Below are 18,175 nucleotides of genomic sequence, written 5' to 3'. Positions count from 1 at the left end.
CGATCCCGATTCGATTCTCGCGGCTCATAGCGATCCGACCAACAGGGCAACACGGCGATATGACAACCTATTATGTGAATTCAGCAATCGGCTCCAATCAGAACAGCGGCACGAGCGAGAAATCAGCTTTTGCGACTTTAGCCAAAGTGGAATCTTTGACGCTGAAAGCCGGCGACAGCGTTCTTCTTGCCAAGGGCAGCGTGTTCAACGAGCAGTTCGATATCAAATATTCCGGCAGCGCGAGCGCGCCGATCAAGATCGGCAGTTACGGGACGGGGAACGCACCTGTCATCCACAGCGGCGGCGACGGTATCCACAGTCTTTATGCGTCGAACATCGTTATCGAGAACCTGAAGATATCGAACACCGGCGGTGCGGCCATTTATGGCGGCGATGTCACCAACTGGACGGTCCGCAATGTCGAGATCGCCAAGTCGGGAATGTCGGAAAACGCCGGCGCCGTCACCTTCAGGAACAGCAAGAACGTCACGATTGAAGGCAGCAAGATATCGGATGTCAAAGGCGACGGCTTCTGGATCGAAAAGGTCAGCGGCGTCAAACTTTTCAACAATACCGTCACCAGCGCCAATGGCTCGACGGCCGATGCCGTGCAGGTCAACGACAGCAGCAATATTCTGATCAAGGGCAATCATCTCGACCAGACGCATGCCGACAGCCCGAAGGGCGTGATAGCGCTAGTGCGGGCCACGGATGCGGTGGTAGACGATAACACGCTCACCGGCGGCGGCTTCGGCATCAGCGCGCCTGCGGGCAAGAACGTCGCCATCCGCGACAACGACATATCGGGATATCACGGCTACAGCTGGTCCTTCGCCGTCGGCCTCGGCGATCAGGGCAGTGCGCGGGATTACGACATATCGGGCAACCATATTCACGACGGCGCCTGGGGCGTGGCCGTCAGCGGCCCCACCGGCACCAGCTACACCCTCAAGAATATCAAGGTCCACGACAATGTCTTCGACGACATCAACCAGGCGGCGCTGAAGGTCGACAGGCCGGCATCCGGCTCGTTCTATAACAATACCCTCGAGAGCGGCGTCAAGGCCACCGCCATATCGCCTGCCATCGTCGCCGCGCACACCTTTTCCGTCAGTAGCAATCACACGGTCGCAAATGTCGAGACGGCGCTTGCAAGCACCGAGACCAAGGCTGCCGCAGTTACGGACGCTGGCGCGGATCCGGCAGTCGTCGCCGTCCACGACAATCTCAAGATCTTCACCGATACGGGCGAGGCCCATCGCGGTAACCTCCTGGAAAACGACAGCTCCGACAACGACACGCTGGTGCTTCGCCGCTTTGGCGACGAAGCCGTCGGCAAGCACGGGCTGACGCTGACCGGAGACTACGGTTCCATCCACGTGGACCGGGAAGGCAACTATGCCTATACGCTCGATGGCACGAAGCTGCCCGACGACCATAGCGGACATGTGAGCGAGTCTTTCAAATACGGCATCGACGATGGAACCTCGCACCATAGCGACGCGGACACGCTGACCGTCTTCATTCATATGGATGGCTTGCTGAGCTGAGGGTAGGGGACACGGCCACCCTCACCCTGAAGCGCCCCCTGAGAGGCTTGAAGGGCGAGGGTGGCCATCCGCGAACGTTAATTGCAAAACGATCCGTTACCGTTCATTCACCCTTCGGTCGTTATTTTATAGACTATTTTCTCTTAAGTTGTATTGTCGAGGATGCAGCCACCGCCAGGCTTCTCGGGAACATCGCAGGCCACAGCCTGTCTACCGCCGTCATGACAATCGAAGATTGTCTGATGGCCTTTCGCCCCGACCGCATCCGATCCATTCATCGCAGCTGACCCCAGACGGCTGCGCGACAATGCGAGAACACGGCGATATGACAGTCTATTATGTGAACTCGGCAACAGGGGCCAACAGCAACAGCGGAACGAGCGAGGACTCGGCCTTTGCGTCCTTCGGGGCAGTCGAAAATTTGAAGCTGCAGCCCGGCGACAGTGTGCTGCTCGCTGCCGGCAGCGTATACAACGACCAGCTCGACCTCAAATATTCCGGCACGGTCAGCGCCCCGATCACCATCGGCAGCTACGGGGTCGGGGATGCGCCCGTCATCCACAGTCCCGGCGATGGCATTCACAGCCTTTATGCCTCCAACATCGTTATCGAGAACATCAAGATTTCGGATACCGGCGGTGCAGCCATCTATGGCGGCAGCGTTTCGAACTGGACGGTCCGCAATGTCGAGGTCGATCACACCGGCCTGGCGGGCAAGGCCGGTTCCGTCACCTTCCGAACCGGCTCGAACATCACCATCGAAAACAGCACGATCAACGACGTGAACGGCGACGGCATCTGGATCGAGAAGATCAATGGCGTCACCCTCATCAACAATACCGTTACGAACGCCCATGGCACTGCGGCAGACGCCGTGCAGATGAACGACAGCAGCAACATCCTGATCAGCGGCAATGTTCTCGATCAGGCGGGTGCCAGTACCCCAAAGGGCGTGCTGACACTCGTCCGGCCTGTGAATGCGGTGATCGAGGACAATACGCTGGTTGGCGGCGGCTTCGGGGTGAGCGCTCAGGCGGGTACGAATATCGCCATCCATGACAACGACATTTCCGGATATGGCGGTTACAGCTGGTCCTACGCCATCGGTCTCGGTGACCAGGGCGATACGCGGGACTATGATATCTCGGGCAATTATATCCATGACGGCGTATGGGGCGTGGCGGTCAGCGCTGCCGGCACTGCCAGTTATGTTCGAGACGATATCGATATCCATAACAACGTCTTCGACGACCTGTCGCAGGCAGCGCTGAAGGTCGACAGGCCTGCATCCGGCGCCTTCCACGACAATGTCATCGCGAGCGACGTTACGCCCTACAGTATATCCCCCGCCATCATCGCCGCGAACACCTTTCCCGTCAGCAACAACACGACGCTCAAGGAGGCTGACGCCCTGTTCGTGAGCCTTGATAATCACGTTGCCGGCGATACAACGCATGTGGGCGCGGCCCCGATAATTGTCGCAACCCATGACAGCCTGAAAATCTCAGCCGACACGGATGGCGCCCATCATGGCAATCTCTTGGAAAATGACAGCTCGGCCAATGGGACCCTGCTGCTTCGCCGCTTCGAGGGCGAAGTCGTCGGCAAGAATGGTCTGACGCTGACCGGCCAATACGGCACCATCCATGTCGACGATCACGGCGACTACAGCTACACGCTCGATGCGGCGAAGCTTGCCGGCGTTAGCGGAGACGTGAGCGAGACGTTCCACTATAAGATCTCCGATGGGGCTGCGCATCATTTCGATACGGATACGCTGAGCATCTCCATCGATGTGGATGGCGTGCTGATCTGAAAAGGATACCGGCTGCAGCTCATCGGCCGTCAAACAGGATCCTGGTAACGTCGATTTCGATTTCGGCGCAGATGATCTCGTATTCGCTGACAATCGCCGGGTCGGACGACAGATCCTTGCGCATGCGATCAAGAACGGCGCAGGCCTCGCCATAGGCTCCGCACAGTTCGTAAAGATGGGGCTGGCTCGCCGCGGCCGCTCGGATCGTTGCCCTCGTCGCGGGCAGCCTCATCATCAGCCTGGCCAGCCCCTGTTCGGCGACCTGCCGGATGATGTGTGCTACGCCTTCTTTCCTCACCATGCCATCAACCCTCGCTGCCTGTATTCCGCTGTCGAGAGTTAGTACGCAGGAATGCTGCATCTGGTTTCATGCCAGATGCAAAGTCGCTCTTTAGACCTCGATGGCGGAGGAAATCCGGCAAGGCCAGCCGCCGCCGATTGGCGGCTTCTCCTACGTTATCCGCTCAGGAAGAGAGGCCGATCGTGATGGTGGCGGAAAGCAGGCCGCCGTCTAGCTTCTCGAAGTCGAACATGTGATCGGCGGCCTCGTCCGGGATGATGCCGTCGGCTTCATTGCGGGTATCGCGGGGAGGGCGTCCAAGATAGTCCGGATGTTCGCCATAAATGATGTCGCTCAGCGTATCGTCGAAATAGATCTGGCTGACGAGAAGCTCCTTGCCTTCGACGAGGATGCGGCAGTGAATATGCGGCGTGCGGCCCGTGTACCATCCGGGATAGGTCGTCAGGAAGCTTGCCCGCCCATCCGCATCCGTCAGCTGGCGCCCGCGAAAGGCAAGCCCGCTGATTGCCTCGGCGTTGCCAAGCGTACACATGTCGGCCGCCTCGCGGCCGGAATAGATGCCCCGATGATCGGTATGCCAGATCTCGATATCGGCGCTTTCGAGCGGCCGGCAATCGGCGGCATGGACGATGCACACGGCCAACCGCAACGGCAGTCCTGCCTTTCCCTCCGAAACGTCCTGACGGGTCGGAATATTGTTGACATGGCAGGGGCCAAGGGTCTGAGCTGATGTCACGATGCAATTCGGACGGCTGCGGAAGAGTGGAGCAGGCAACTTTTCCAATGCGACCGACTTGGTGCCGCCACTCAGGAAATCCGTTCCCTTCCAGTCGAATGTCCTGGCGGCAACGGTGATATGCCGCCGTGGCCAGATGGTCGCCGCAGCCACGGATGATGCCGCAATGGCTGCACCTCCAAGCACAAGCGTTCGCCTTTTCATAGTCTTCCTTTCCTGAAGACGCAGCGTGTAAGGAGGATGCGCAGGAAACTCCAATTAAATCCAGGCAGTGATTGATGGCATAGAGAGCCAAAGTCTCCAAACTCGCCATCCCCGCTCATGCAGCTTTTACACCGCGTCGTGTCTTTTCAGATGCGCAAGGTCGCTGTAACTCTTTGCGGCAGGCATCCGACATTCATTGCTGAGCCAGGGCAGGGCATATGGAACCAACCCACCTATTCGAGCTTGTTATCGCGATGTTTCTGGCGATCATCGCGCTGCATTATGCCGCCCACAGGCTCGGACTACCGCCGTCCGTCGCACTGCTGACCGGTGGCGCTTTGCTGGCCTTTGTGCCGGGGCTGCCGGCGATATCAGTCGATCCCGAGCTGGTGCTGGTCATTTTCCTGCCGCCGCTGTTGATGGATGGCGCCTGGTCCATCGCGTTGTCGCGGCTGCGGCGCCATATGATCGGGATCGCCTCGCTTGCCGTCGGCGCGGTACTCTTCACCTGCGCCGTCGTGGCCGTTGTCGTCCATCTTATCTTTCCATCACTTCCCTGGGCCGCCTGCGCGGCACTGGGCGCGATCGTTGCGCCGCCGGACGCGGTTTCGGCGCGCGCTGTGCTGGAGCGCGTCAAGCTGCCACGGCGGCTGCAGATTCTGCTGGAAGGCGAAAGCCTGCTCAACGATGCGAGCGGCCTGGTTCTTTTCCGTTTTGCCGTTGCGGCCGCCGCAACGGGCGCCTTCAGCGCTGGGGAGGCGGTCGGCAACTTCTTTGTGCTGGCGCTCGGCGGCGCCATCGTGGGCGTCGTCGTGGGAACGGCATGGGTCAAACTCATCCGGCATCTCGGCGACGACTATCTGATCATCGCGGCCACCGTGCTGCTCGGCTGGATTTCCTATCTGCTCGGAGAGATGCTGCATGTATCCGGCGTCATCGCCACGGTGACCACGGGTCTGATTGCTTCCTGGCACCAGCACACCGTATTTTCAGCGGCGACGCGCATGCGAGGCACGTCGTTCTGGACGGTGATGATCTTCCTGATGGAAGCTGCGGTCTTTACTTTGATCGGGCTGTCGCTGCGGGACGTCGTCGAACGCGGCGGCGGCTTTAACACCGTGATCGCGACAATGGGTCTGCCGATGCTGGCAATCCTTGTGGCACTCGTGGCTGCGCGGTTTGCCTGGGTCTTTGCCTCCGATCTCGTCATCAGGTCATGTGCCGCGCTGGGGTTCACGCGTGCTCGGCCGCTCGGCGCAGGCGGAGCGACCGTTCTGAGCTGGGCAGGCGTGCGGGGCGTGGTCACGCTCGCCTTGGCGCTGAGCCTGCCCGAGGATTTCCCGGGCCGTGACTTCATCCTCGCCACGTCCTTTGCCGTCATTCTCGGAACCGTGCTGGTGCAGGGCACGACATTAGCGCGGGTGATTGCCTGGGTGCGGCTAGCGCCGGAGACGGAAAGAGCGCGCCTGACCATGAGCCAGGCCGAAGCCGCCATGGCGCAGGTGCAGCTCGAGATCGTCCAAAACCTGGCCTATGACGCAGAGGGAAAGCTCATCCACCCTCAATTGCTGGAGCGCTATCAGCGCAGGGCGACAGCGATCGTCGACTATGCCGAGAGAACCGAGCACTACGTGCCGCTGCTCCATGCTCATTTCGACGTCGTTCTCGAAGCGGTTGCGACAGGGCGACGGGAACTCATTCGTCTCCACCGTGTCGGCGACATCGATGACGAGACGCTGGACGAGCTGGAACGCGATCTCGACCTGGAGGAGCTCAGCGCGATCTCGGCCAAGGCCTGACCTTCAATGTCCGACGCGCGAAGCGGGTCCACTCTCCTGACACTCGTCGCCACTATGCTCTAAATGGCAACCTGTTCACCGAGCTCGACGACACGGTTCGACGGCAGGTTGAAATAGTCGGAGGGATCGATCGCCAAGCCTTCCAGCGCCATGAATATGCGCTCCTGCCAGCCGGGCAGTCCGGTGTTCGGCGTCCTGACTAGGTTCCGGCGGCCGAGATAGAAGGAGGTCTTCATGATCTCGAACTTGAACCCTCCCTCGCGGCAGAGGGCGAGCGCTTTGGTGACATCGGGGTCGTCCATGAAGCCGAAGGTGAGATCAAGGCGCACAAAGCGCGGCGAGAGCTGGCTGATCTTGATGCGGCGGCTGTCCGGAACATAAGGTTCGTCTTCCGTCCAGACGCTCAGGATGACGTTCTGTTGGTGGAGCACGTGGTTGTGCTTGAGATTGTGGAGCAGAACATTCGGCGTCCGATCCGGAACGCTTGTCAGGAAAACCGCCGTTCCCGGAACGGTGACCGGCGAATGGTCCGACTTTCGTTCGATCGACCTTATGAAGGAATCGAGCGGGATCTCGTTGTTGGCACGCAGCCGCTTCAGATAGGCCTGCCCTCGAGTCCACGTCCACATGAGGATCATGATCGCCAGCGCAAGGGCGACCGGAACCCAGCCGCCATCGTAGATTTTCAAGAGGTTGGCCGCCAGGAACAGAACTTCGATGAGGAAGAGCGGCAGCAACACGACGGCGGCGAGCACGAGGGAGTAGCCCCAGACGGCCCGGAGGAACTGGAAGACCAGCATGGTCGAGATGACCATGGTTCCGGTCACCGAGATGCCGTAGGCCGTCGCCAGCGACTCGGAGTCGCGGAAGGAAAAGATCAGCATCAAGACGCCGACCAGCAAGAGAAGATTGACGCTCGGCACATAGATCTGGCCGGTGTTGGTCTCCGATGTGAACTTGATCCGCAGCCGTGGCAGGAAGCCGAGGTGAACCGCCGAGCGGGCCAGCGAAAATGCGCCGGTGATGACAGCCTGGCTAGCGATGATCGTCGCCATCGTCGCGAGCAGAACCACCGGCAGCAAGGCCCAATCGGGATACATCAGAAAGAACGGATTGGCCGCCGTTTCGGGACGGGCAAGAACCAGCGCGCCTTGGCCGAGATAGTTGAGGAGCAATGCCGGAAAGACCAGCACGAACCATGCCGTCTGGATCGGGCGGCGCCCGAAATGCCCGAGATCGGCATAAAGCGCTTCGCAGCCGGTGACGGTCAGAAAGACGGCGCCGAGCACGATGAGGCCGACGGTGCCGGCATGGGTGAGGAACAGGAATGCATTGATCGGATTGAGCGCCTCCAGAATCGTCCAGTCGTCACCGATATGGATCAAACCGCCCGCCGCCATGGCCAGAAACCACAACACCGTAATCGGCCCGAAAAACGTCGAGACGGCAGCCGTTCCCCGCGACTGGACGCCAAACAGAACGATCATGATCGCAGCGGAGGCAAGCGGGACGTATTCGGCAAAGGCCGGTGTGACGAGCTTCAGGCCCTCGAGCGCCGACATGACCGACAGAGCAGGGGTGATCATCGCATCGCCGATGAACAGGGCCGCTCCGATCAGCCCGGCGAAGAAGAGCACGGGCACGTTTCGCCCCATCTTTTTCATCAGCAGGGCGAGAAGCGAAAGCGTGCCGCCTTCGCCGTCATTGTCCGCTCTGAGAAGAAAGAGCACGTATTTGAAGGTCACGATGATCGTCAGCGTCCAGACCATCAGTGAAATGAGACCGATGACCTCTGCCTCGTGCACGCCATCGGCGGCAAAGGGCCTCAGCGCCTCACGGAGGGCATAGAGCGGGCTCGTGCCGATATCGCCATAAACGACGCCGACTGCGCCGACGACCAGCCCGACAAAGCCCTTTCGGCCGGCACCTTCACCCATCTTGTCTGCATGTGTCGACGTCATGTTTCCCCGCTCATGCCACCTGGCCTTGAACACAAACATATGCCGCATTGCAGAACGGCAAGTAAATTGACGTGGCGTGCGATTTTTTTGTGAGCGGTCAGGATGCCCAAAACGGTGCAACCATACGGTTGACACGTGTGGCGGCTGTCGGTTGTCCGGAGGACATTCATGTTCGCAACCGGCAGGGGTGATCGCCGGCTTTTGCTGGACGATTGGAGCCGTCCTCACTGTATTTCCCGTTGCATCTAAAGTATTATTCATGGTTGTCGAGAATGTAGCTCGTATAGGTGACAACCTAAGTCGCACACTATCGTCAACTCCCTGGCGAATGATCTTGGCGCTCAAGCACTTGCGGGTGCGGTGCGTCGCCTCTGCGTGAACCTCGTTCGGATAGCGGATGTCTAGCCCCTATGGCCTGCAAAATAGGCGTTCCTCCGAATTTGTGATGGTCGTGTCCATCCGAAATCGATGGCTTGCCTGGGGGATTTGCGGTCTCGTTTCGGACAAATTCTTGCCGCCAAAATGCCAGTATTAGTTGTTTCTAAATCACGCCATAATTGGCACCTACGTTGCCGCGCCTGATTTATTCTTTGCCACATTTCGGAATTTCAACATTATACAAACAATGGTGGGTAACTATGAAGGTTATTCTCGTCATCGTCCTCACGGTGCTTGCCGTGCCCTGTGAGGCGGACATGCTGGGCACGGCATCCAAGTACAAGAGCATGCACGAACGCTCCATTTCCTTCCTCAGCATCAATCCGCGCAGGGTTTCGTGGTGCGGAGCGTTCCTGGCCTTTGTCGCCAAGCGATCTTTCCGGCAGCCGCCGCCCAATCCTAATATGGCGATATCCTGGAAAAAATTCGGCAGGCCGGTCTTCTTCCGCTCAGCCAGGCGGGGAGACGTGGTGGTGATCCGAAGCGGCCGACGCTTCCATGTCAGCCTGTTCGATCACATCGACCAGCGCCGACAGTACGTCTACCTGTTCGGCGGCAACCAATCCAACCGGGTGCAACTGTCCAGGTATCGCGCCAGTTCGGTCGTCGCAGTGCGACGATGATGCCGGCTTGCAGGCCGAGTGGGCGCGGGTGGCCGGTGGCCGGCCTCGTCCTTCGAGGCCCCTGCGGGGCGACTCAGGATGAGGGCGGAGAGGGGGGTGCGCTTGTGTTACCCGATGGGGTCGCTGCGTGCCAGCGGCCAGACTTTGCAGGGCTATCGAGCGCCGACGGACGCAACGGCGGGCTAGCGCTGATGGGAATTGCGGCTGACGCTCGTGAACGCAGCGATGATGCTCTTCACCGCCAGTTCTGCCTGATCAGAGGTCGTTTGGAAATTGGTGACGGAGAGGCGCAGGACGTCACGGCCGCGCCATTTGGCGCCGCCGGCGAAGATCATGCCGTCCGCCTGGATCTTTTCGATCGTCTTTCGGGTCAGCACGTCCCCTTCTTCGGAGGGCAGGTCGGCTCCGAAGCGGATGATGAGTTGGTTCAGCGTTACCTCGTTCAGAATGGCGATGCCGGGCTCGCGCCTGAGCAGATCGGCCGCCAGCCGCGCAGAGGTGCAGCACTGGTCGATGAGGGCGGCCACACCCTCGCGGCCGAGATGTTTCAGCATCGCCCAGGTGGCAAAGCCGCGCGCGCGCCTCGAAAGCTCCGGCACGTAATGGGAGGGATCGCGTTCGCCTTCGCCGGCGAGCGGCAGGTAGCTAGCGGCGATCGTCATGGCGCGGCGATGGGCGAGTTCGTTGCGGACGATCGCATAGCCGCAATCATAGGGCGTCTGTAGCCATTTATGGCCGTCGGTCGCCCAGCTGTCGGCTGCTTCGATGCCGCGGCTGAGATGGTGGGTCTTCGCTGACGCCTGCGCCCAGAGACCGAAAGCACTGTCGACGTGCACCCAGGCGCCTTTCGCTTTCAAGAGGGGGATGATGGTGGCGAAGTCGTCGAAGGCGCCGGTATTGATCTGCCCCGCCTGGAGAATGGCGATGACGGGACCGGAGACCGTATCGAGCATGTCCGTCAGCGCAGCGGGGTCGATCCGCCCCACCGGATCGGTGCGCACGCGCCGCACGCGATCGTGGCCGAGGCCGAGGAATTGCAGCGCCGAGAACACCGTCGTGTGGGCATCGTCGCCGATCAGCACGGTAATCTCGGGCGCGCCGAACAGGCCGCGGGCATCGGCATCCCAGCCGACTTGGCGCAGCACCTCGCCGCGTGCGGCGGCAAGGCAGGTGAAGTTCGCCACCGTCGCGCCCGTCACGAAGCCGACCGAGCTTTCGGCCGGCAGCTTCAGAAGATCGAGAAGCCATCTTGCAGCGACGGTTTCGACGGCGGCGGCGGCCGGAGCGACGGTATGATTTCCGGCATTCTGCCCCCAGGCGCTGGTAAGGAAATCAGCCGCGACACCGACCGGATGCGAGCCGCCGATGACCCAGCCGAAAAAGCGCGGGCCGGTCGTTGCGTGCAGGCCGGGCTCGGCACCATCCGAGAGCTGCCGGATGACATCGAGCATATCGGAACCGGCGGCCGACAGCGGCTCGTCGAAAGCGGCGAGGGAGGCGGCGTAGTCGTGAGTGGGCACATGGCGGGCGGGCGCTGCCTGTCGGAACCCGGCTGCAAGCCGAGCGGCTTCCTGAAACAGAGATGCGATTGCCGACATGCGGATCCCCTTCTGCCGTTGATCCTGAAGGGCCGCCCGCTCAAAGCGAGTTGCTCTTTCAAGGCAGTTTACCGATATCGCCGACGCTTTCCTTGCCGCGCCTCGAGGACGCATATTGAGGGTGGCGCACAGCCATGCCGAGCGCTCCCGCCCAGGCGACTAACCCGAAATCGTCGTTGCCACGCTTGCGAGATTTCTAACCCCCCGCGAAGTCTTGGCGCGATAGAGGAGGATCTGGTGGCCGCCGCGACAGCCGCCTTCGGCGCGCATCTCGCCTTTACCGGGATGTTTCAAGATAAATCGAGCATAGCGGGAGATGCTTTCTCATTCTCTCCAATAACCACCCTATCATCTGCTGTTCATTTCTGAAATCCTTAACATTTGTTTAAAATCTATTGCGTTCCCTCCAAGTATCATTCAATGATGCGAAAATATCATTCGCGCCGCTGTCAAGGCCGCTCTGCCAATCAGCGAGGGATATGCACTGAAGTATTTCGTTCTCTACGCGCTGGTGTGCTCTCTGGTCGGGATAGTTCTTCTCGCCATCATTCATCATATTGCGCCCTTCAAAATTGACGGGCTCAGCGAACAAGCGACCGCCTGGCCAGCCGGTACATCGCTGACCGAGCCAGCCGATCAATCGGCGACTGGGTCAACCGATCAATTGGCGGCTGGGCCGAGCGAACAGCCGGATGATCTGGTCGTTCGGTCGACGCGCAAACCGGCGACGGACCAACCAGCCGTCCAACCGCCCGATCAATGGGACCTCCGGCCGTCGAACCAACCGGTGGCCGGGCCATTCGGTCAATCGGGCGTCCGGAAGGGCGGCCGGGTTGGAACTCCGGCGGAGTAATCGCCAGCGGAACATCAGCCTCGTCCTTGGAGGTTTTCGCGGCGCGCGCCTTAGAGTGAGGCCTCCTTGGAGGCGGCGTGCATCCTTCGGCGCCGGCTATTCTATGCGCGGTCATCTTCCACGCTCCTCATCCTGACGCGTAGCCGACCGGGCGGAGCCTCGAAGGACATACCGCCGCGCTGCTTCCTGCATTCTTTCCACATCAGTGCGCTCGCCTCGTGCTTCCAGGCCCTGCAGGCGCCGCAGGATGAGGCTCTCACAGGCGCTGGCGCAAGGGGAATAGGCGCAGGAATGGAAGTTCGCGTAGGCTTGCATCGGCCGGAGCCCTCTGTAATGAGGTAGCTGAGATATCCGAGGAGGTCTCCGATGGATGCGAGCGGCGTGACGATCAGGCTTATCCAGGCAGACGAAGTGGCGGCTTTCCGGCGTATTCGTCTGGAAGCGCTACGCGCCGAGCCATCCTCCTTTGCCAGCCGCTACGAAGATTGGGAGATCTTGCCCGACGAGGAGTGGCGCAATCGCCTGAACGAGCCGGTCTTCATTGCGTTTCAGGACGGCGAACCCATGGGCATCATGGGACTGTTTCGCCAGCGGTCGAGCAAGATGGTCCATCGTGCCACGATCGTCATGGTCTATGTCCGCGCCCACCTGCGTGGAACGGGTTTGGCTCAGAGGTTGCTGGAGGCGGTTTCCGATCACGCGCGCAATATCGGCATTCGGCAGCTGGAACTGTTCGTCAGCGCGGAAAACCCGGCGGCAATACGCTTCTATCAACGGCAGGGCTTCTCCGAGATCGGCAGGATCCCGGGCGGGGTTCTGGAGGAGGGCAGGGAGATCGACGACGTTATAATGGTTCGCCGTCTGGTCGATTAGGCGTGACGGGGGAATTTCAGTCCAAGCGCTTTACTTCTATTGACCTCAAGCGCGGTTGGGGTCTCAGGATGCCGGCATAGGCTGGAGGTTTGCCGTGACGAAAATTCTGAGAGACGAGGATCTGATCGGCAGTGCATTGATGGGCGTGGCGATCGATGCGCTCGAGATCGCTTTTCTCGCCGGAGCCGGCAATCGATTGGTCTCTCCGCCTCGGCATCATGTGTCCTTCCCCGATCGAGGCGATCTCGTCTTCACCGTCGGCGGCATCCTCGGCGACAAGCCGCTGGCGGGCTTTCGAGTCTATGAAACATTCGGGGGGACGGAGCATTCGCAGATCGTCGCGGTGTGGTCGGCCGACGATGCCAGGCTCAAGGGCATCGTCCTCGGAGAGCGCCTCGGCAACCTCAGGACCGGCGCTATCGGAGGTCTCGCCATCCGCCACCTCAGCGCGCCTGATGCCAGGATAATCGGGATCCTCGGCAGCGGCGCGCAAGCGCGAACCCAGCTTGCCGCAGCCGCAGCCGTTCGAAAATTGGACTGCGCTCGCGTCTATAGCCGTGACGAGAAAAATCGCGCCGCCTTCGCAACCGAAATGCAGCACGCCCTGGGGCTGGATGTGGAGCCTGTCCGCAGCGTTCGCGAAGCCGTTGATGACGCCGACATCGTCATCTGCGCGACGACGAGCCAAACCCCCGTGGTCCATGCGCGGGATGTGAAGCCTGGCGTGCATGTCAACACCGTCGGCCCGAAAACGCTTCAGGGATACGAGCTTGGCCTGGATGTTGCTGATACCGCAGCGGTGATCGCAACGGATTCGCCCGAACAGGCCCACGCCTACGCTTCGCCCTTTTTCCTCGCCGGCTCCGGCAACGAAGATCGTTTGGCCGACCTTGCCGACATCATTGCCGGGAAGGCGGCTGGGCGAGGATCGCTTGGGGAGACGACGCTGTTTTGCTCGGTCGGCCTTGCCGGAACCGAAGTCGTCGTCGCTTCGGCAATCCTTGATAGGCTGGGGCTGTCGGCCTAGGCCTTGATTCAAGGGCGGGTTTTAAGCCTTTGTTTTGAGGCAGGTTATCGCCTGTCTGCCGCCGCCGCAGCCGCCTCGTCCTTCGCGGCTCTCTTAAAGCCGTGCGGTAACCAGAGATGTGCTTAGAATCTGATTCAAGGATGCGCTTCAAGCCCCTGTTCACGCTGTCCGTTCGCCCCTTGTCACCCCAGACCCAGGACATCCCGCATTCCGTATTCGCCGGGTGCGCGTTCCGCGACCCAGCGGGCAGCGGCAAGCGCGCCGCGGGCGAACATGCCGCGATCGAGCGCCGAATGCGAAAGCGTTACGACTTCCTCGGCGGCGGCAAACAACACGCTGTGTTCTCCAACCAGTCCGCCGGCGCGCAAGACGGCGAAGCCGATCTCGCCGGGCGGGCGCTCGCCGGTGATGCCGTCGCGTCCGCGCCGCTCGACGGATGCGAGGGAAACGCCGCGACTCTCGGCGGCCGCTTCGCCGAGCATCAGCGCTGTGCCGGACGGCGCGTCGATCTTCCGGTTGTGATGGGCTTCGAGGATTTCGATGTCCCAGCCATGCGCGGGAAGGGCGCGCGCCGCCTGGGCGACGAGGCCGACCAGCATGTTCAAACCGATGGAGAAATTACCGGATCGCAGGATCGGAATCGTCCGGGCGGCCTCGGCGATCCGATCGAGTTCAGTCGGCTCGAAACCGGTCGCCCCGATCACCAGTGCCGGTCCGCCGGCCGAGGCGCACAGACCGGCAAGTTCGGTGGCAGCACTTGCCGTGGTGAAATCCAGGATCACGTCGGCCTCCGCGATCGCGTCCGATCGGTCGATCAGTCCGGCCCCTGCAGAGCCCTGACGACCGATGCCGCCGACGAACGCAAAAGTCGGATCGGCCGCCAGCAGCGGCAGGATGGCGCGACCCATTCGGCCGTTCGCACCGGCGACGGCTATTTTGATTGGTGATGTCACAGTCTTTCCTTGCGACGATATTGCCGATGGGGCCTGTTTTCATCCGGCGTTCGCGCCGAAGAAAGGGATCTGCAACTACCGTACTTCCGCTCCCGGCGCAAAGCGGGGATCTCCTTCAGCTGTCCCCGTGAACGTCTGGCGCTTACCAGTTGCCGGGGTCGGCGGTGTGGTCGATGCTGGCGAATTCATCCGCCTTTTCCCGATCCAGTTTCACCTCTGTGGTCATGCCTGTCTCGTCGGCGACCGCGTAGCGGTCGGGGAGCGGTTCTTTTGAAAGTTCCTGATACAGGAGCAGCGCTGCCTCCTCGGCGGTATCGGCCTCGATCTCCCGGGTGAGGGTAACGGTGAATTTATGCATGTTCGGCCCTTTCGATCGGCGCGCAAGCGATGCGAGCTTGCGCAGTCTGGCACGAGTTTTGTGGCAAGGACACAAAAAGCGTGCCGCTGAGAATTTGATTCATGCGATGGTTTCAGGTTCTTGTTTTTATGGATGTCGCGGTCACGGCACCGCCGCGCAGTTTTGGGCGAACTCAGCCGAGAAGGATAGATCATGCGTCTGAACCAGGTGACCGTTACGATGCCTGACCTCGACCTGGGCTGGAACTTCTACAGCATCCTCGGTCTGAGGCCTGTCGTTGATGCCCGTCCGCGGTATGCGCGCTTCCTCTGCCCTGACGGGGACAGCACCTTCTCGCTGCATCAAGGCGATAGTGGCGGTGGCGGAACCACAGTCTATTTCGAGTGTGAGAGCCTGGACGAGACGGTTGGCCGCCTTGGTGAGGCCGGCCTTCAATTCGTCAGCGGACCCGAGGATAAGAGTTGGCTCTGGCGTGAGGCGGAGCTGCTCGACCCTGGCGGCAACCGCATCATCCTTTATTTCGCCGGATCGAACCGCGTCGATCCGCCTTGGCGAGTGGGTCAAGGCGGGCCACTCGAAACAGGACCTTCGGGAGCCGCCGATCTCGGCCATTCCGCGAATTGACGAATCGCGGCCGCCTCGGCATCTTTGCCCTCGGCGTGACCTAACGCCGAACCTCCCTAGACCTTCCCCAGCGGGGTCTTCAACCGGAGGCAAAGGGACCTTCGTCTCGGGTCGTTATCCTGGTCCTGATGTTTCGGGCGTGTTGCTGGAGGAACGATGTCCGGAACGTTAGAGGCCCTGATATGACTGAGAATGGCAATTTCAAACGGCGGGTGCGTGCGCGCGCCGCCAAGACGGGTGAATCCTATACCACCGCCCGCATGCATCTCCTCCCCAGGTCGGCGGAAGGCGCAACGCCCGAGGTGAGGCGCCTACGCCTTGCCGTGGCGCAGACCACGCATGCAGACGATCCCCGCGATATCGACAAGCTTCGCAGCAGCGGCCAGGAGATCCGCCTGCTGATGCGGCGGGCGCGGCAGGCGGGAGCACGGCTCGTGCACTTTCCCGAAGGTGCGACGTCAGCGCCCAACAAGCGTATCATGTCGGAAATCGGGCCGAGAGAGATTGGGCCGTCCGATTGGCGGCGGTTCGAGTGGGGCGTGCTACGTGAGGAATTGGATGCAACACGCAGGCTGGCGCGAGAACTCGGGCTCTGGGCGGTCATCGGCTCGGTGCATCCGCTGACGGCGCCGCACCGGCCGCACAACAGCCTCTATGTCGTCTCCGACCGCGGCGAACTGGTGACGCGTTACGACGAGCGCCTGCTGTCCAATACCAAAATTTCCTTCATGTACACGCCGGGGTCGATTCCTGTGACCTTCGAGGTCGACGGCATCCGCTTTGGCTGTGCGCTCGGCATGGAATGCCACTATCCGGAGATTTTCAGCGAATATGAACGGCTCGACGTCCATTGCGTGCTGTTTTCGACGACAGGTGGTTCACCGGCTACCGAACCGTCTTTCGCCGCAGAGGCGCAAGGGCATGCGGCGAGCAATAGCTACTGGGTCAGTTTCTCGATCCCCGCCCATCCCGGTCAAGCTGATCCTGCTTCTTCCGTGATCGTCGCGCCTGGCGGCCGATGGGCGGCACAATGCCCTACGGATGGAACGGCCGCGATAACGCTCGCCGATATCGACGACAATCCTGGCGATCTTTCTCGTCCCTGGCGGCGCAAAGCGCGGAGCGGCCTCTATGAGCCGCATCGCGTCGACGGCGACCCGCGCAGCGACGGGCGGGATATGTTTTAGAGCCGCGTCGCGGCGAACCCGAATTTCATTACCGGCGGCTCGCCCCCCGCCGGTGATGCGACGGCAAAAGAGCTCACCCTGAGGTGCTCCGCAGGGCCTCGATGGGTGAGGAGTGCGCGGCTCGGCAGGTGCGCGGCGATCGTAACCGGGAAATTGCTTCGGTGGGCTGGAGAAAGACGGTTTGCCTCTTATCTCACGGAGGAAATGCGAAACGAAGGGCGAAAGGACCGCGCAATGGCGAAGAATACGATCTGCGTATGGTATGACAAAGACGCCGAGGAGGCTGCCCGCTTCTATGCGGCGACGTTTCCAGACAGTGCCGTCGGCGCGGTTATTCGGGCACCGGGAGATTATCCGGATGGCAAGCAGGGAAACGTTTTGGTCGTTGAATTCACCGTTGCGGGTATTGCCTGCATCGGTCTGAATGGCGGTCCCGCGTTCAAACACAGCGAGGCTTTCTCGTTCCAGATCGCCACCGACAACCAGGAGGAAACCGATCGCTACTGGAACGCCATCGTCGGCAATGGCGGCCAGGAAAGTGAGTGCGGCTGGTGCAAGGATAAATGGGGTGTGTCCTGGCAGATCACGCCGCGTATCCTCTCCGAAGCGCTGTCGGCCGGCGGTGGTCAGGCAAAGCGTGCTTTCGACGCGATGATGACGATGAGGAAGATCGATGTCGCAGCGATCGAGGCGGCCCGGCGCGGCTAAGGCGCTTGAGGCCAATAGATGGCAGGTTCTCAGAACCAGAGATCGCGCACGCAGCGCCCTTTGGAGGGAAGATCTTCGAACGTGTCCAAGCCATCGAAATGATCAATGGGTAGATCGGCAACAAGATCCGGCGGCGCAAGCCGCATGTTGACCGCCATGCGCCGGCGGCCATCCTTCTGAAGCCGCAGGCCGCGCCAGCTCAAAACGCAGGCGCAGGACGGGCAGAACAAGATTTCGAGGGGCGACGTCTCCCGGCCGGAGCGGGTATAGGAGGCGGTTTCTCCGCTGAGGCTGATACGCTCTCCTTCGTAATCATAGGCCCAGAGGGTGCCGTAGCGCCGGCAAAGGGTGCAGTTGCAGGCGGTGATCGAGCCGGGATCGCCTTCGAGCGTCCAGCTTGCTTTGCCGCAATGACATGAGCCCATCAGCATGAGTGTTCGTTCAATCCTGCTCTGTGTTCAAGGACAGCATCCTGCCTGAATAGCGCGCCGGCCGCAATTGGGGCTTTCGGGCGCTCGCTTTCTCGCGCTCTCACATCCTGCTCCCCAAGCCTAGTCGGCAGGTCT

The 18,175-nt window shown here is 61.0% G+C and carries 16 protein-coding genes; 9 read left to right on the top strand and 7 right to left on the bottom strand.

Annotation, left to right across the window (positions count from 1 at the left end):
- Positions 1 to 59 precede the first annotated feature (59 nt).
- Both GR197_RS18910 and GR197_RS18905 read left to right on the top strand, forming a co-directional pair.
- Positions 60 to 1,550: a right-handed parallel beta-helix repeat-containing protein gene (locus GR197_RS18910; protein WP_164012204.1), complete on the top strand. Its 1,491-nt coding sequence runs from the start codon at positions 60 to 62 to the stop codon at positions 1,548 to 1,550.
- 325 nt (positions 1,551 to 1,875) lie between these two features.
- On the top strand, positions 1,876 to 3,366 hold the full coding sequence (locus tag GR197_RS18905) for a right-handed parallel beta-helix repeat-containing protein (RefSeq protein ID WP_164012202.1): 1,491 nt from the start codon (positions 1,876 to 1,878) through the stop codon (positions 3,364 to 3,366).
- Between the two features lie 19 nt (positions 3,367 to 3,385).
- On the opposite strand, the gene GR197_RS18900 is transcribed toward GR197_RS18905, so the two are convergent.
- Both GR197_RS18900 and GR197_RS18895 read right to left on the bottom strand, forming a co-directional pair.
- Positions 3,386 to 3,667 carry a nodulation protein gene (locus tag GR197_RS18900; RefSeq protein ID WP_164012200.1) on the bottom strand — a complete coding sequence of 94 codons (282 nt, stop codon included), beginning with the start codon at positions 3,665 to 3,667 and terminating at the stop codon, positions 3,386 to 3,388.
- A 163-nt stretch (positions 3,668 to 3,830) separates the two neighbouring features.
- The gene (locus GR197_RS18895) at positions 3,831 to 4,607 is read right to left on the bottom strand and encodes a protocatechuate 3,4-dioxygenase (protein WP_164012198.1); all 777 of its coding nucleotides are present in this window, start codon (positions 4,605 to 4,607) and stop codon (positions 3,831 to 3,833) included.
- A gap of 218 nt (positions 4,608 to 4,825) precedes the next feature.
- On the opposite strand from GR197_RS18895, the gene GR197_RS18890 reads away from it, so the two are divergent.
- Positions 4,826 to 6,406, top strand: a complete 1,581-nt coding sequence (locus GR197_RS18890; protein WP_164012196.1) for a Na+/H+ antiporter — start codon at positions 4,826 to 4,828, stop codon at positions 6,404 to 6,406.
- Positions 6,407 to 6,465: 59 nt separating this feature from the next.
- Here the strand turns inward: GR197_RS18890 and GR197_RS18885 are convergent, their stop codons facing one another.
- The gene (locus tag GR197_RS18885; RefSeq protein ID WP_164012194.1) at positions 6,466 to 8,367 is read right to left on the bottom strand and encodes a potassium transporter Kup; all 1,902 of its coding nucleotides are present in this window, start codon (positions 8,365 to 8,367) and stop codon (positions 6,466 to 6,468) included.
- A 638-nt stretch (positions 8,368 to 9,005) separates the two neighbouring features.
- Here GR197_RS18885 and GR197_RS18880 point away from each other — a divergent pair.
- Positions 9,006 to 9,428: a TIGR02594 family protein gene (locus GR197_RS18880; RefSeq protein WP_164012192.1), complete on the top strand. Its 423-nt coding sequence runs from the start codon at positions 9,006 to 9,008 to the stop codon at positions 9,426 to 9,428.
- A gap of 182 nt (positions 9,429 to 9,610) precedes the next feature.
- Here the strand turns inward: GR197_RS18880 and GR197_RS18875 are convergent, their stop codons facing one another.
- Entirely contained in the window at positions 9,611 to 11,026 is a 1,416-nt protein-coding gene (locus GR197_RS18875; protein WP_164012190.1) for a pyridoxal phosphate-dependent decarboxylase family protein, read from the bottom strand.
- A 1,219-nt stretch (positions 11,027 to 12,245) separates the two neighbouring features.
- Between GR197_RS18875 and GR197_RS18870 the strand changes: the two genes are divergently transcribed.
- Positions 12,246 to 12,752, top strand: coding sequence for a GNAT family N-acetyltransferase (locus GR197_RS18870; protein WP_164012187.1), 507 nt, complete (start codon positions 12,246 to 12,248; stop codon positions 12,750 to 12,752).
- A gap of 94 nt (positions 12,753 to 12,846) precedes the next feature.
- Complete coding sequence (locus GR197_RS18865) at positions 12,847 to 13,779, top strand: ornithine cyclodeaminase family protein (RefSeq protein ID WP_164012185.1); 933 nt, start codon at positions 12,847 to 12,849, stop codon at positions 13,777 to 13,779.
- Positions 13,780 to 13,961: 182 nt separating this feature from the next.
- Here GR197_RS18865 and dapB read toward each other — a convergent pair whose 3' ends face one another.
- Both dapB and GR197_RS18855 read right to left on the bottom strand, forming a co-directional pair.
- Positions 13,962 to 14,732 carry a 4-hydroxy-tetrahydrodipicolinate reductase gene (dapB, locus tag GR197_RS18860; RefSeq protein ID WP_164012183.1) on the bottom strand — a complete coding sequence of 257 codons (771 nt, stop codon included), beginning with the start codon at positions 14,730 to 14,732 and terminating at the stop codon, positions 13,962 to 13,964.
- Between the two features lie 142 nt (positions 14,733 to 14,874).
- Positions 14,875 to 15,090: a hypothetical protein gene (locus GR197_RS18855; RefSeq protein ID WP_164012181.1), complete on the bottom strand. Its 216-nt coding sequence runs from the start codon at positions 15,088 to 15,090 to the stop codon at positions 14,875 to 14,877.
- Positions 15,091 to 15,282: 192 nt separating this feature from the next.
- On the opposite strand from GR197_RS18855, the gene GR197_RS18850 reads away from it, so the two are divergent.
- From GR197_RS18850 to GR197_RS18840, 3 genes are all read left to right on the top strand, one after another.
- On the top strand, positions 15,283 to 15,714 hold the full coding sequence (locus GR197_RS18850) for a VOC family protein (protein ID WP_164012179.1): 432 nt from the start codon (positions 15,283 to 15,285) through the stop codon (positions 15,712 to 15,714).
- A 182-nt stretch (positions 15,715 to 15,896) separates the two neighbouring features.
- Positions 15,897 to 16,901: a carbon-nitrogen hydrolase family protein gene (locus GR197_RS18845; protein WP_164012177.1), complete on the top strand. Its 1,005-nt coding sequence runs from the start codon at positions 15,897 to 15,899 to the stop codon at positions 16,899 to 16,901.
- Positions 16,902 to 17,135: 234 nt separating this feature from the next.
- Positions 17,136 to 17,609 (top strand): VOC family protein, encoded by a 474-nt coding sequence (locus GR197_RS18840; protein WP_164012175.1) that lies wholly within the window; start codon positions 17,136 to 17,138, stop codon positions 17,607 to 17,609.
- Between the two features lie 29 nt (positions 17,610 to 17,638).
- Here the strand turns inward: GR197_RS18840 and GR197_RS18835 are convergent, their stop codons facing one another.
- The gene (locus tag GR197_RS18835) at positions 17,639 to 18,040 is read right to left on the bottom strand and encodes a GFA family protein (RefSeq protein ID WP_164012173.1); all 402 of its coding nucleotides are present in this window, start codon (positions 18,038 to 18,040) and stop codon (positions 17,639 to 17,641) included.
- Between the last annotated feature and the right edge of the window lie 135 nt (positions 18,041 to 18,175).

The organism is Rhizobium phaseoli (assembly GCF_010668805.1).
GTDB lineage: Bacteria > Pseudomonadota > Alphaproteobacteria > Rhizobiales > Rhizobiaceae > Rhizobium > Rhizobium phaseoli_A.
Note: the sequence above shows the minus strand (reverse complement) of the source record. Positions and strands in the feature narration are given on the sequence as shown.

Bases quoted from the DNA above. Each gene is read 5' to 3' on its own strand.
- GR197_RS18910 (WP_164012204.1), top strand. From the start codon at position 60: ATGACAACCTATTATGTGAATTCAGCAATCGGCTCCAATCAGAACAGC.
- GR197_RS18905 (WP_164012202.1), top strand. From the start codon at position 1,876: ATGACAGTCTATTATGTGAACTCGGCAACAGGGGCCAACAGCAACAGC.
- GR197_RS18900 (WP_164012200.1), bottom strand. From the start codon at position 3,667: ATGGTGAGGAAAGAAGGCGTAGCACACATCATCCGGCAGGTCGCCGAA.
- GR197_RS18895 (WP_164012198.1), bottom strand. From the start codon at position 4,607: ATGAAAAGGCGAACGCTTGTGCTTGGAGGTGCAGCCATTGCGGCATCA.
- GR197_RS18890 (WP_164012196.1), top strand. From the start codon at position 4,826: ATGGAACCAACCCACCTATTCGAGCTTGTTATCGCGATGTTTCTGGCG.
- GR197_RS18885 (WP_164012194.1), bottom strand. From the start codon at position 8,367: ATGACGTCGACACATGCAGACAAGATGGGTGAAGGTGCCGGCCGAAAG.
- GR197_RS18880 (WP_164012192.1), top strand. From the start codon at position 9,006: ATGAAGGTTATTCTCGTCATCGTCCTCACGGTGCTTGCCGTGCCCTGT.
- GR197_RS18875 (WP_164012190.1), bottom strand. From the start codon at position 11,026: ATGTCGGCAATCGCATCTCTGTTTCAGGAAGCCGCTCGGCTTGCAGCC.
- GR197_RS18870 (WP_164012187.1), top strand. From the start codon at position 12,246: ATGGATGCGAGCGGCGTGACGATCAGGCTTATCCAGGCAGACGAAGTG.
- GR197_RS18855 (WP_164012181.1), bottom strand. From the start codon at position 15,090: ATGCATAAATTCACCGTTACCCTCACCCGGGAGATCGAGGCCGATACC.
- GR197_RS18850 (WP_164012179.1), top strand. From the start codon at position 15,283: ATGCGTCTGAACCAGGTGACCGTTACGATGCCTGACCTCGACCTGGGC.
- GR197_RS18845 (WP_164012177.1), top strand. From the start codon at position 15,897: ATGACTGAGAATGGCAATTTCAAACGGCGGGTGCGTGCGCGCGCCGCC.
- GR197_RS18840 (WP_164012175.1), top strand. From the start codon at position 17,136: ATGGCGAAGAATACGATCTGCGTATGGTATGACAAAGACGCCGAGGAG.
- GR197_RS18835 (WP_164012173.1), bottom strand. From the start codon at position 18,040: ATGCTGATGGGCTCATGTCATTGCGGCAAAGCAAGCTGGACGCTCGAA.